We start from the raw sequence: 12929 nt of genomic DNA on the forward strand, positions 1-12929 counted from the left end.
GATGATTAAAAATCTCCCTTCAGTTTTTTAACTGAAGGGATTTTGTTTTTAAGGAGGGCGAATTTGAGAAATACAAAATGGATGTACAAAGGTGAAGTATCAACAGAAAAAAATAATTCTAAATACAGTAAGGATTTAATAAAAATTTTGGAAAACAGAGGCATAAAAACTGATGAGGAGATTGAAAAATTTTTAAATGGAGATTTAGAAGATTTAAGAGATCCATATGATTTAAAAGATATGGAAAAAACTGTTGAAATTATTTTAGATTTTAAGGAAAAAAATAAAAAAATATGGGTATATGGAGATTATGATGTAGATGGTATAACTTCCACATCACTTTTATATAGAGCTTTTCATGAAATAGGAATAGAGTGTGAGTATTATATTCCTTTAAGAGATGAGGGGTATGGTTTAAATAAAGATGCTATAAAAAAAATAAAAGAGATGGGTGGAGATCTTATCATAACAGTTGACTGTGGAATATCCTCTGTGGAAGAGGTAAGATATGCAAATGAGATTGGGATAGATATGATAATCACAGATCACCACGAAATAAATAATGAATTACCAGAAGCGAAAGCCGTAATAAATGTAAAAAGAAAAGATAATGTTTATGACTTTACAGGTATCTCTGGAGTTGGAACAGCTTTTATGTTAGTTCTTGCTTTATATAGAAAACTAGATATAGAAATAAAGGCTTATAAATATTTAGATATTGTGGCTATTGGGACAGTGGCAGATTTAGTTCCTTTGATAGAAGATAATAGAATAATTGTAAAAAAAGGTTTGGAGCAATTAAAAAGAACAAGATGGAATGGACTTAATGTACTTTTAAGAAAATTGTATCAAGATTTTAAGGAAAAAACTTATGATACCTATGATATAGGATTTATAATAGCTCCTATTTTTAATGCTGCTGGAAGATTAGAAGATGCTAAAAAAAGTGTTGAATTATTAATAAGTGAGGATAATAAAGTTTGTGATGTCTTATCCTATGAACTTATAAAACAAAATGAGGATAGAAAAGATATACAAAATGAAATTTTAAATCTAGCAACTGAAGAGATAGAAGAAAAAGGACTGGATAAAAAAGGAATAATTATTGTAGCAAAAGAAAAACTTCATAGTGGAGTAATTGGAATAGTAGCCTCTAAAATAGTGGATAAATATTATAAACCAACAATAATAATTGATATAAAACCAGAAGAGGGGATAGGTGTTGCCTCTTGTAGAAGTATAGAGGGATTTAATATAATAGAATCATTAAATTATACTAGAGATGTTTTCACAAAATATGGGGGACACTCTGGAGCAGCTGGTTTTAGTATAGAGATAGATAGAATCCCAGAGTTAAAAGAAAGACTGGAAGAGTATATTAACTTAAAATTAAATGAGGATAATTTTTTAAAACCTATAAAAATTGATAAAGAGATAAGAGTTGAAAAAATTTCCTATGGATTTTTAGAAGAGATTTCAAAAATAGAGCCTTTTGGATTTGGAAATTCAACCCCTATATTTTCTATGAAAGATTGTAAATTTTCAAATATAAGAAAAATAGGAAAAGATCAGACTCATCTTATGATGAATATTATAAAAAATGGTGTTGAGATAAAAAACTGTGTTTGGTTTAGCGGAGCAGATACCTTTGAGGAAATTTCAAAATCTTCTCTAATCGATGTGGCTTTTAAATTAAAAATGGAAGTCTTTAGAGATAAATATCAGTATAAAATATTTGTAGAAGATATAAAACTAAAAACTGAAGAAGAGGATAAAGAAAAAAGAAAACTTTTGGAAGAGATAGATATGTATGATACTATTTTTCCTATAAAAACAATTTTTTATACAAGAAAAAAGGTAAAAGAAAAATTAAGTTTAGCATTCTATGAGAATAAAATTTATGTGAGAGAGGGAAAAACAGTAGTTGGTGAAATTGATGAGGCTACAGCTTATCTTTTAATGAATTTAAAAAATAAATTTAATTATAAATTTATCTGTGATGTTGAAAATATAGAAGAAACAGATGAAAATTTTAATATCTATATAAATATTTATAGAGATTTTTCTTTTGAATCATATAAGTTAAAAGAGGGAGAGATCTTTAAAGAGATAAAAGAATATTTAATAGATAGATTAGATTATAATGGTTTCCAAAAAAGAATACTAGCCTCTGTATTTAGAAATAAGATAAATTGTATTGGACTTTATAAAGAAAATAGAGGGGTGGGAACAATTATAAAAACAATAGGATTATTTTATAAAACTATTGGTAAAAAATCTTTATTAATAACAGAAAAAAATATAAAAAATGATATAGAAAACTATATAGAGGTTTCAAAAAATTATAAAGAAAATTATGATTTTTATATCTATCTAGATAAAATGGATAAAATATTGCCAGAAAAATATTTAATTTTATTTAATGAGAAAGAAAAAATAGATTTTGAAAAAAATATAAAAATAATAGAGGATAGTTTTGAAATACCAGATAATATAGAGATAGTTAATGATATGGATTTAATTAAAGATTTTACTATGTTTTGGACAAAAAAAATGTCATTTGAAAGAAAGATAAAATTAAAATCTCTTATGAAAGAAGGGATGAAAATCTTTGGTACAGAAGATATAAAAGAAATTTTATAATTATAACTAAATAAAGATAGATATAAATATAATGAGTAATAAATGAACTTGATTTTTTTATATAAATAGAGTATAATTAATTAGTTTTTTTAAAAAATTTAAGGAGAGTTTTATGGAAAAAGAGACGGGAGCTAGTGCATTAAAATCCCATATGAAATCTCATATGGATCTTTATTTTTTAGCTTTCCTAGTTGGAATTTTTTCTGGGGTAGTAGCTGTTGCATATAGAGTTTCTCTTTCTTATGCTGACAGTTTTAGAAGAGGATTTTATACTTATGCTAGAGAAAATTTTGGAATTAAAGTCTTATTATTGTTATTGATCTTTGGAATTGTAATTTCACTTATTTTAGGTTGGATAATTGTAAAAATTCCAATGGTTAAAGGTAGTGGAATACCACAGGTTAAAGGTATAATTGCTAGACAAATGAACTTTAATTGGGCTAGGGAAATAGGAGCTAAATTTTTCGGTGGAGTTCTTGCTATTGTAGCAGGGATGTCACTTGGTAGGGAAGGACCATCAGTTCAATTAGGTGCAGAAGTTGGAAGTGGTATTTTTAAAATTTTTAAAAGAAAAGAATATGATAAAAAATATTTGATAACTTGTGGAGCTAGTGCTGGACTTTCAGCAGCCTTTGGTGCTCCTATTGCAGGAACAATATTTGCCATTGAGGAGTTACATAAATTTATGTCTCCACTGCTTGTTACTTGTGTACTGATAGCATCAGTTTCAGCAGAGTTTGTATCTAAAAATTTCTTTGGATTTTCACCAAGTTTTAATATACAAGTAGAGGGATTTTATCAATTAAAAGATTATTTACTAATAGTTCTTTTGGCTATAATAATCACTTTTATAGGTAAACTTTTTAGTGATGGAATTTTATATTTTCAAAAATTATATAAAGGTATAAAAATAAATCCAGTTATAAAGCCGATGGTTGTAGTAGCCATTACAATTATAATGGGACTTTTCTTCTTTGATGTAACAGGTGGAGGACATAGTTTAGCAGAGAGAGTAATACATGAAAGTTTTTCATATAAGACATTGATAGTTTTATTGGTTTTAAAATTTATATTTACATTGATTTGCTATTCGACAGGTATTCCTGGGGGAATATTTTTACCAATGCTTGTTATTGGAGCTATAATAGGAAAAATATATGGAATGTTTGTTATAGATCTTTTTGGATTAACAGAAACATATGATGTATATTTTATTATAATAGGAATGGCAACATTACTGACAACTGTTGTAAAATCACCTCTTACTGGAACAATTTTGATATTGGAGATGACAGGATCTTTTTACCACTTCTTCCCAGTAGTGACAGCTTGCATGGCAACATTTTTAATGTCAGAATTAATAGGAATAAAACCGATTTATGATTTACTTCTTGAGAATATGTTACCTAAAAAAGATGAAATCACAGGGGACGAAGAGAAGAAAACTTTAGTAAAAATACCAATAGGTCCAGATTCAGAATTTGATAATATTTATATTAAAGATATTAAATGGCCTGGAAGATGTATCATTGTAGATATAGAAAGAGGAGATAAGTGTTTAACTCCAACAAGAGATACCATAATTCAAAGTGGAGATTTATTAGTTATTTTAATGAATGAAAACACAGCTAATAAAGTAACTCCTATTCTTTTGAAAATGGGAGAAGGTGCTTAAAAAATAAAGAAAGGGGTTTATATGATAAAAGAAGCTTGTGTAGAATCATTTTCAGAAGCTGTCATAGCGGAAAAAAGAGGAGCAGATAGGATAGAACTTTGTGATAATTTATCAGAAGGAGGGACTACGCCTTCTTATGGAACTATAAAAACAACTTTAGAAAAGATAAAAATACCAGTATTTGTTATGATAAGACCTAGAGGAGAAAATTTCTGTTACAACAGAAATGAGATAGAGATAATGAAACAAGATATAGAGATGTGTAAATCTTTAGGAGTTAAGGGGATTGTCTTAGGAGTTCTTAATAAAAATTCTGAGATAGATTATCCTTTACTAAAAGAGTTAGTTAATTTGGCATCTCCAATGGAAGTAACTTTTCATAAAGCAATAGACGAACTTGAAAATCCTTTATCAGAGATAAAAAAATTGGCTGATTCAGGGGTAAAGAGAATATTATCTTCTGGAACAAAAGCAAAGGCGATTGATGGTAAAGAAGTTTTAAAAAAGATGATAGAGGAAGCTGGAGAGGATATTACAATTATTGTAGCAGGTGGAATAACTTCTAAAAATTTAGAAGAAATTTCTAAAGAGATTGTAAGTTCTGAATATCACGGGAAAAAAATTGTCTAAAAAGCTTGACAAAAGAATAATAAAGTGTTATAGTATGTCATACAAAAAATTTAGTAGACTGAAGTAACAAAGTAAAACCATTTAGTTTTTACTAAATGGTTTATTTTTAAAAAATATTACTTTAGTTAAATAGAGAGAGAAAGCAAAAGGGAGGAAATTTTATGAAAAAATTATTAACAATTATCACTTTATTATTAGGTATGACTTATATGTGTTTTGGTGCTGACAATTCTTTAAAAGATGTAGAAAAAAATGGAAAAATGGTAGTTGGATTAGATGCTACTTTTGCTCCAATGGGATACAGAGATGAAAATGGAGAGTTAGTTGGTTTTGATATAGATTTGGCAAAAGAAGTAGCTAAGAGAATGAATGTTCAAGTAGAATTTAAACCTTGTGAATGGGATGGGATTTTATTTGATCTTAGAAGTAAAAAAATAGATATGGTTTGGAATGGAATGACAATGACTGATAGTAGAAAAAAACAAGCATTATTTTCAGAACCATATTTCGAAGATGGACAGATGATATTTTCTAAAAAAGAAAATAAAATAAATAAAGTTAATGAACTTGAAGGAAAAATAGTTGGAGTTCAACTTGGAAGTTCAGCGGATATAGCTGTTCAAAAAAGTTCAGTCTTTGGAAAAATAAAAGAGATAAAAAAATATTCTACAAATGTTGAAGCTTTAATGGATTTAGAAGCTGGAAGATTAGATGCAGTTGTAGTTGACGCAGTGAATGGAAAGTATTATAATTCTAAGAAAGATGTCTTAGCTTATTCAGAAGAATCTTTAACAAAAGAGTATTATGGAGTAGCTTTTAGAAAACAAGACAAAGCTTTAAGAGATAAGGTTCAAGAAAAATTAGATGAAATGAAAAATGATGGAACATATAATCAAATCGTAGCTAAATGGTTTGGAAAATAAAAAATTAGGAGATAGGAAACAATGCAAAACGATATTTTATTTATACTACAAGGTATGGGACTTACAATAAAATTATATGTGCTTACTTTAGCACTATCATTACCACTTGGGATAATTTTATCTTTAGGAAGATTAAAAAATAAAGGGATAATAAATAATATTATAGTAATATATACTTCTGTATTCAGAGGAACACCATTATTATTACAATTATTCTTTGTATATTATGGACTTCCAATAGTTGGAATAACACTAACAGCTTTTTCAGCTTCTGTAATAACTTTTGTTATAAACTATGCAGCTTATTTTTGTGAAATATTTAGAGGGAGCATATTAGGAATAGATAAAGGGCAGTATGAAGCTTCAAAAGTATTAGGATTAAGTTATTGGCAAACTATGATAAGAATAATAATTCCTCAATCTTTAATAACAGCTATACCACCACTTTCAAATGAAGCAATAGCACTTGTAAAAGATACATCATTGGTATCAGTAATTGGAATGGCTGAGATATTAAGAAATTCAAAAGAGTTAGTAACTAGAGATTTCTCTATACTTCCATTTGCAATTTGTGGAGTTTTATATTTCTTGATGTCAGTTGTTATAATAATGTTATTTAAAAAATTAGAGCAAAAGGTGATGATATAATGGGATATATTTCAGTAAGAGATTTACATAAAAGTTATGGACAAGATGAAATATTAAAAGGAATAGATTTGGATATAAATCAAGGAGAGGTTGTTTCAATAATTGGAGCATCAGGTGGAGGAAAATCAACATTTTTAAGATGCCTTATTGATTTAGAAACAATAGATAAAGGAGAGATAACTCTTCCAGAAAAAAATAAAATGGGAATGGTTTTCCAAGCATTCAATCTTTTCCCACATATGACAGCAGCTCAAAATATTATGGAATCTTTGGTGGTTGTAGATAAAATGGATAAGAAAGAGGCTAGAAAGATAGCAGAAAACTTATTAGAAAAAGTTGGGCTAAAAGAGAAAGCAGATGTATATCCTAAAACTTTATCAGGGGGACAAAAGCAAAGGGTTGCCATAGCTAGAGCTTTAGCAAGAAATCCAGAAGTTTTATTATTTGATGAACCAACTTCGGCTTTAGACCCTGAAATGGTTAATGAAGTATTAAATGTTATAGAAAGTCTTAGAGAAGAAAATAAAAATATAACTATGATAATAGTAAGTCATGAGATGAATTTTGTAAACAAGGTATCAGATAGAATATTTGTTTTTGAAAAAGGAAAAGTAAAAGATATAATTAATAATTTAGAAAATAGAAAAAATTATTAAAATAAAAAATAAAACTGATCTTAAAAGTTGGATTAAATTTCAATAGCTATAAGATCAGTTTTTTTATTTTAAAAGATAATTCAATTTTGGTATTAAAAAAGCACGATGACTCGTGCTTAAATTTTTATTCAGAATCGTTTTCAGAATTTTTAATTTCTTTTCTATATAAATGATATTGAACTAAATTGTAAATAATATAATAGAAAGAAATCACAAACATACTATATTTTAAAGTTATCAAAACACCGATAATGAAAGGTACCATAAATTTTTTAGGAACTTTAAATACCTTATCTGGTGTAAGGAATGGAATAGTTGATACCATAAGAATAGCAGCTATTATAGTTATGGAAATAAATACTTCAATATTTAAAAACTGATAGTCAAAATGCTTTCCTAGTGAATCACAGATAAGTAAGTAAGATATTACAGAACCAGCTCCGTTAGGGATAGGCATTCCACTAAAGTCATCTTTTTTGTCAGAAGCAACAGTAACAACATTAAATTTTACAAGTCTCATTACTCCACATAGAGCATAGATAAATGCTACTGGGATTGCCATTGTTGCAAATTTTGCTGATTCAGAAAGTATAGAATAAACTAAAATACTAGGTGCTATTCCAAAAGAAATTGCATCTGAGAAAGAATCGAATTCTTTACCAAACTCACTAAAAGCATCGAATTTTCTAGCAGCTTTTCCATCTAATCCATCACAAACCATAGCTAAGAAGATAAACCAAATAGCGTGAGTATAGTTTGATCTAATTGATGCTGTAATACTTAGATAACCAAGAAGCATATTTGCTGCTGTAATTCCATTAGGTGCTAGATATTTTTTTTCAACCATTATAAATCACTTCCAATTCTTTTAAGTTTAGATATTACATTATATTTTAACATATAACTTTATTTTTTTCAATTTTTTTTGAATATTCAAGAAAAAATATAAAAAAATTGTGTCTAAATAAAATAAATTTTTGGGGATTCTCAACTTCTATGTTATAATTTAGAAGGGGAGATACAAGAAGGAGGAATGCTAATGAAAAAAGTAGTAAATGGATTGATGTTTATTGTAATTTTAATAGGAGTAGTAATTTTTGGATTAAAAGATATAGCGATTCAAAAAGTTTTAGAAAAAGAATTATCAGCATCACTTGAAAGTAAAGTAAGAATATATGGAGTTGATTATTATATTTTTAAAGAGAAATTAGAACTTAAAGGGATAGGGATAGAAAATAAAGATGATACTTCTTTAGATGCAATATATATTAATAGAGTAACAACAAATATAAAATTAAAGGATATATTTAATAAAAAAATATCTTTACAAAATTTAGAGATAAAAGATATAGAGATAGATAAAAAAACAAAGAGAAAAAATACAAATATTTCAAATCAACAAGTTGAAGAAACTGCAATGGTAGTAAATGAAAGAAAAATAAGTCAAGAGGATATGCAAAGAATAAGCCAAAGTTTAGTAAATGATTATCAAAACTTTTTACAAAATTTAGGTAGTGATAATATAGAAAAAAATAAAAGAATAAAATCTATATTTATCGGAGCAACTATACCTATGCTTGATAAATATATAGATTATAAACTTTCAGATATAGCCACTGGATATATGAATGATATTGTAAAAAAATATGACTCAATGAAAAATAACTTTAAAGAAACACAAAGTAATATGAAAGAAGATGACTGGGTAGTTGAAATTTCTGATTTAACAGTAAAAACTGGATTATTAGGAAGAAAATTAGAGGGAGTAGTTAAAGGAATTACAACTGATAAGGTAAAAATGAATAAAGATATTCCTTTTAAATTAACTTCTGTTGCTGGAGAGGAAAATAGTTTAATAGAGGGAGTTTTAAATATAGCAACATTTAAAGGTGAAATTGATGCAAAATTTGAAAATGTTGATGTAAATAGTTTTATGGAGATAAAAGATTTAATCTCTGCTAAAGCAAACCTTGTACAAAAAATAGTTCTTGATGAGGAAAAAATAAGTGTTATAGGTAGATTGGATATTCCTCAAATGGATATTAATAAAGAAAATGTATCAGAGTATTTCTTAAAAGATAGAGATGCTTTAAATGTAATAGTTGGAGATGCAAATGAACCAATAAGAGATTTAAAAGTTGAATATAATTATAATCCAAGTTTTAACAGGGTATTTGTAAATAGTAATATAGCTAAAAAAGTGGCTCTTTATTTAGGAGAGGACTCAAGTGAGTTTGAAAAAATGAAAAATGATTTTAAAGATAAATATGGAGAGAAGATCAATCAGAAAAAAGAAGAGTTAAAATATAAATTAGAAGAATTTATAAATGTTTTTAAAAAGAACTAAACTAGCAGGGCAAGGAGAAAGAGATGTATATAGTTTTTGATGTTGGAAATACCAATATAGTAACAAGTATTTTAGATGGAGATGGAATGGTTCAAGAAACTTTTAGAAATAGAACCAATGACCGTATGACAGAAGATGAGTTTATGGGATTTTTTAAAAGTATGATGGATATTCATAATATAGAAGTTAAGGATATTCAAGGGATAATGATTTCATCAGTTGTACCAGTTATAACAACAATGTTACAGAGATTTGCAAAAAAATATTTTAATTTAGATGCTTTTGTTGTAAATATTAAAAAGAAAGTTCCTTTTAAATTTAAAAGAGGAGTTGATGGCTCAAATATGGGAGCTGATAGAATAATAAATATAGTACAAGCATTGAAAGAGTATCCAGATAAAAATTTAGTTATTTTTGACTTTGGTACAGCAACAACATATGAGGTGCTAAAAAAAGAGGTCTATATAGGTGGAGGAATATTTCCAGGACCAAGAACTTATATAAATTCACTTTTTGGAACAACTGCAAGACTTCCTAAAGTGGAGTTTGATGAAAAAAATACTGTACTTGGAAAAAATACAGTTGATGGAATACAAGCTGCCACTTTTAATGGATATATAGGACAGGTAAAATATCTTATCCAAAAAATAAAAGAGGAAGTTGGGGAAGATTGCTTTGTAATAGCCACAGGTGGATATAGTAAGATTATAGGAGAACATGTAGAAGAGATTGACAAGTGCAGTTCAAAATTAAGTATAAGAGGTATATACACTCTTTATAAGATGAATAAAAGTAAGAAAGAGAGCTAGAGGGGAAAACCCTTTAGCTTTTTATTTTGATTTAAGCTTAAAAAATATTTTATTAAATATTTATAAAATTTCTATTTATAAAGGGTAGAGTTGATTTTTATAAAAAAAATGTTATAATTAATAATATAAATATTTATAAATTTTATTTTCTTAGGAGGTCAAATGAAAAAAGTTAAATTTATATATAATCCTTTTTCAGGAGAGAAAGAGATCCTAAAATATTTAGATTATATTATTCATGCTTATCAGAAAAAAGGTTTTGTGATAATTCCTTATAGACTTTCTTTTGATTCTGATATAACAAATATATTTGATGATATAGATGAAACTTATGATCATATATTAGCATCTGGTGGAGATGGAACTATAAACCAGATAGTAAATCTTATGAAAGAGTTAAATATAGATTTACCGATAGGGGTTATCCCTGGAGGAACGGCCAATGATTTTGCACATTTAATAGGTATGCCTCAAAGCATCAGATACTCAATTGATATGATACTAAATAGTGAACCATCAACAATAGATTTAGGAAAAGCCAATGGAAAATATTTTATAAATATATTTAGTTGTGGACTTTTTACAGATGTTTCACAGAAAACACCTACAGAGTATAAAAATACTTTTGGAAAATTAGCATATTATTTTACAGGTATAAAAGAGTTGCCTAAATTTAAAATGTTGGATTTAAAAATAAAAACAAAGGATTTTGTTTATGAAGGTTCATCAATAATATTTTTCGTTTTCAATGGAAGAACAGCTGGAAATCTAAGACTTGCTCACGATTCAACAGTGGATGATGGATTATTGGATATATTGATAATACCAGGGGATAATTTTTTAGAAAAATTGTCAATTCTTCCTCATCTTTTAACTAAAAATCCAGTGTCTTATCCAAAAGGGATAATTCATTTTAAGGCTGATGAGATAGAGATAGATGTAAAAAATCCTGATGAATATGTAACAGATGTAGATGGAGAAGAAGGTCCTAAGTTCCCAATAAAAATAACTTGTGAAAAAAATAGTTTAAAAGTATTAGGTTGGGTGTAATATAAAGATTTACTTGGAGGAAAAATGAGAAAATTAAAAAACTTTAAAAAAACAGATAAGATACCACCTTATTTAGATAATGAAAAATTAATATTTGCAGGATTTTATAAAAAATATTCTTGTATCTGTTCGTTGGAAGAGGGAAGAAAATTTGTATCTGTTTCAGCAGAAAAAGGTGATGTTAAATTAACAGAGTTTGAAATGGAAGAGATAACTAACCATTTTGAAATGAAAGAATATGATACTTGGGAGATAAAATCACCATTTAGAGAGGGAAAAACAAGATATTTTAAAGAAAAATAAAATATAAAAATAAAAAAGCTAAAGAGAACAAAAACTCTTTAGCTTTTTGTGTATTTATAGAAAATTAAATTTCAATTTACAAAAGAATAATTTGATAATTTTTAGAGTAGTTAAAAAAATTAATTTTTTATACTATCTCTGTGAATGTGCTTAAGCCTCTTTTATTTTTTTAAAACAATCTTTATGGCTTCTTCAACTGTCATTTTTCCTTCTGCTACACTCATTAGAAATTCTATATCTTCTTCTGTAAAAACATGCCCTTCTAGTTCGTTGGTATGAATTGCATATTCCATAAGTTCTTTATTTCTTTCTATATCTTTTTTAGTCGTCTTATCACTCCAAACAATATATTTTCTTTAGTATATTGTACCATAAATAAAAGTTAAAAGAATAAAAAAAACGAGTGATTTAATCACTCGTCAATATTTTTAAGTGGTGCCTAGAGCCGGAATCGAACCGGCACGGTATCAAGATACCACAGGATTTTAAGTCCTGTGCGTCTACCTGTTCCGCCATCCAGGCATTCTTAAGTTCGTTGATTTTGTTTTCATCTCCCTCAAGACAAGAATAATAATATCATATTTTCTTTAATGTGTCAACAAAAAAATAAAATAAAAAAATAAAAATTGAATTTTTCTTTTATTTCCAACACTTTTGATTTTTTAAAATTATACTTGCTTTATAAAAGAAAAGATAATATAATTATGTAACATTTTAATTTTTATAGGAGGTTAGTATGTTTTCTAGAAGAACTTATGAAAAAAGAAGAGAAGTTTTAAAAAATAAATTTGAAAAAGGAGTTATTTTAATTTGTGGAAATAGCCTATCACCATCAAGTTATCTAGATAATACCTTTCCTTTTATACAAGATTCAACTTTTCTTTATTATTTTGGATTAAATAAGGAAAATTTAATGGGTGTAATCGATATAGATAAAGATGAAGAGATAATATTTGGAGATGAACTTACAATTGATGATATAATTTGGAGTGGACAGCAACTTACTTTGGAAGATCAATGTAAATTAGTAGGAGTAGAAAATAATTTTTCCTATGAAGAGGCTGGAAAATATATAAAAGATGCAAGAAATTCTGGAAGAGAGATCCATTTTGTTAATCAATATTTACCAGATAATATTTTAAGAATATCAGAATGGCTTGATATAAAACCAAAGGAAGTAAATAAATTTGCCTCTGAAAAGTTAGGTTATGCTGTGGCAGAACAAAGAAATATAAAAACACCAGA

At 27.1% G+C, this 12929-nt stretch carries 13 protein-coding genes and 1 tRNA gene; 11 read left to right on the forward strand and 3 right to left on the reverse strand.

Annotated elements, in window-relative coordinates:
* The first annotated feature begins 63 nt into the window (after positions 1 to 63).
* The 6 genes from recJ (at position 64) to Q1J48_RS03200 (ending at position 7175) form a co-directional block, all read left to right on the forward strand.
* Positions 64 to 2643 (forward strand): single-stranded-DNA-specific exonuclease RecJ, encoded by a 2580-nt coding sequence (gene recJ / locus Q1J48_RS03175; RefSeq protein WP_300361160.1) that lies wholly within the window; start codon positions 64 to 66, stop codon positions 2641 to 2643.
* Positions 2644 to 2755: 112 nt separating this feature from the next.
* Positions 2756 to 4318, forward strand: coding sequence for a ClC family H(+)/Cl(-) exchange transporter (locus tag Q1J48_RS03180; RefSeq protein ID WP_300361163.1), 1563 nt, complete (start codon positions 2756 to 2758; stop codon positions 4316 to 4318).
* Between the two features lie 21 nt (positions 4319 to 4339).
* A complete protein-coding gene (locus tag Q1J48_RS03185) occupies positions 4340 to 4948 on the forward strand; it encodes a copper homeostasis protein CutC (protein WP_300329342.1) in 609 nt (202 codons plus the stop codon).
* Positions 4949 to 5109: 161 nt separating this feature from the next.
* Positions 5110 to 5871, forward strand: a complete 762-nt coding sequence (locus Q1J48_RS03190; protein WP_300329344.1) for an amino acid ABC transporter substrate-binding protein — start codon at positions 5110 to 5112, stop codon at positions 5869 to 5871.
* A 21-nt stretch (positions 5872 to 5892) separates the two neighbouring features.
* Complete coding sequence (locus Q1J48_RS03195; RefSeq protein ID WP_300329347.1) at positions 5893 to 6519, forward strand: amino acid ABC transporter permease; 627 nt, start codon at positions 5893 to 5895, stop codon at positions 6517 to 6519.
* Entirely contained in the window at positions 6519 to 7175 is a 657-nt protein-coding gene (locus Q1J48_RS03200) for an amino acid ABC transporter ATP-binding protein (protein ID WP_300361165.1), read from the forward strand. Before Q1J48_RS03195 ends, Q1J48_RS03200 begins: the two co-directional genes overlap by 1 nt.
* A 124-nt stretch (positions 7176 to 7299) precedes the next feature.
* On the opposite strand, the gene pssA is transcribed toward Q1J48_RS03200, so the two are convergent.
* Positions 7300 to 8022 carry a CDP-diacylglycerol--serine O-phosphatidyltransferase gene (gene pssA / locus Q1J48_RS03205; protein ID WP_300329353.1) on the reverse strand — a complete coding sequence of 241 codons (723 nt, stop codon included), beginning with the start codon at positions 8020 to 8022 and terminating at the stop codon, positions 7300 to 7302.
* A gap of 192 nt (positions 8023 to 8214) precedes the next feature.
* Between pssA and Q1J48_RS03210 the strand changes: the two genes are divergently transcribed.
* The 4 genes from Q1J48_RS03210 to Q1J48_RS03225 all read left to right on the forward strand — a co-directional run bounded on the left by Q1J48_RS03210 (position 8215) and on the right by Q1J48_RS03225 (position 11684).
* Positions 8215 to 9522, forward strand: a complete 1308-nt coding sequence (locus Q1J48_RS03210) for a hypothetical protein (protein WP_300329356.1) — start codon at positions 8215 to 8217, stop codon at positions 9520 to 9522.
* A gap of 23 nt (positions 9523 to 9545) precedes the next feature.
* Entirely contained in the window at positions 9546 to 10331 is a 786-nt protein-coding gene (locus Q1J48_RS03215; protein WP_300361167.1) for a type III pantothenate kinase, read from the forward strand.
* Positions 10332 to 10493: 162 nt separating this feature from the next.
* A complete protein-coding gene (locus Q1J48_RS03220; protein WP_300361170.1) occupies positions 10494 to 11381 on the forward strand; it encodes a YegS/Rv2252/BmrU family lipid kinase in 888 nt (295 codons plus the stop codon).
* A 24-nt stretch (positions 11382 to 11405) separates the two neighbouring features.
* Positions 11406 to 11684 (forward strand): hypothetical protein, encoded by a 279-nt coding sequence (locus tag Q1J48_RS03225; RefSeq protein ID WP_300329365.1) that lies wholly within the window; start codon positions 11406 to 11408, stop codon positions 11682 to 11684.
* 161 nt (positions 11685 to 11845) lie between these two features.
* On the opposite strand, the gene Q1J48_RS03230 is transcribed toward Q1J48_RS03225, so the two are convergent.
* Together Q1J48_RS03230 and Q1J48_RS03235 are read right to left on the reverse strand one after the other, a co-directional pair.
* The gene (locus tag Q1J48_RS03230; protein ID WP_300361173.1) at positions 11846 to 11977 is read right to left on the reverse strand and encodes an antitoxin VbhA family protein; all 132 of its coding nucleotides are present in this window, start codon (positions 11975 to 11977) and stop codon (positions 11846 to 11848) included.
* A gap of 140 nt (positions 11978 to 12117) precedes the next feature.
* Positions 12118 to 12206 (reverse strand) — tRNA-Leu (locus Q1J48_RS03235).
* A gap of 214 nt (positions 12207 to 12420) precedes the next feature.
* On the opposite strand from Q1J48_RS03235, the gene Q1J48_RS03240 reads away from it, so the two are divergent.
* Positions 12421 to 12929 (forward strand): aminopeptidase P N-terminal domain-containing protein (locus Q1J48_RS03240; RefSeq protein WP_300361176.1); only part of this gene is annotated, 509 nt, incomplete at its 3' end.

This window comes from Fusobacterium sp., assembly GCF_029258315.1.
GTDB lineage: Bacteria > Fusobacteriota > Fusobacteriia > Fusobacteriales > Fusobacteriaceae > Fusobacterium_B.

Excerpts from the sequence above, each read along its gene's own strand:
- Q1J48_RS03180 (WP_300361163.1), top strand. The coding sequence starts at position 2,756 with ATGGAAAAAGAGACGGGAGCTAGTGCATTAAAATCCCATATGAAATCT.
- Q1J48_RS03185 (WP_300329342.1), top strand. The coding sequence starts at position 4,340 with ATGATAAAAGAAGCTTGTGTAGAATCATTTTCAGAAGCTGTCATAGCG.
- Q1J48_RS03190 (WP_300329344.1), top strand. The coding sequence starts at position 5,110 with ATGAAAAAATTATTAACAATTATCACTTTATTATTAGGTATGACTTAT.
- Q1J48_RS03195 (WP_300329347.1), top strand. The coding sequence starts at position 5,893 with ATGCAAAACGATATTTTATTTATACTACAAGGTATGGGACTTACAATA.
- Q1J48_RS03200 (WP_300361165.1), top strand. The coding sequence starts at position 6,519 with ATGGGATATATTTCAGTAAGAGATTTACATAAAAGTTATGGACAAGAT.
- pssA (WP_300329353.1), bottom strand. The coding sequence starts at position 8,022 with ATGGTTGAAAAAAAATATCTAGCACCTAATGGAATTACAGCAGCAAAT.
- Q1J48_RS03210 (WP_300329356.1), top strand. The coding sequence starts at position 8,215 with ATGAAAAAAGTAGTAAATGGATTGATGTTTATTGTAATTTTAATAGGA.
- Q1J48_RS03215 (WP_300361167.1), top strand. The coding sequence starts at position 9,546 with ATGTATATAGTTTTTGATGTTGGAAATACCAATATAGTAACAAGTATT.
- Q1J48_RS03220 (WP_300361170.1), top strand. The coding sequence starts at position 10,494 with ATGAAAAAAGTTAAATTTATATATAATCCTTTTTCAGGAGAGAAAGAG.
- Q1J48_RS03225 (WP_300329365.1), top strand. The coding sequence starts at position 11,406 with ATGAGAAAATTAAAAAACTTTAAAAAAACAGATAAGATACCACCTTAT.
- Q1J48_RS03230 (WP_300361173.1), bottom strand. The coding sequence starts at position 11,977 with ATGGAATATGCAATTCATACCAACGAACTAGAAGGGCATGTTTTTACA.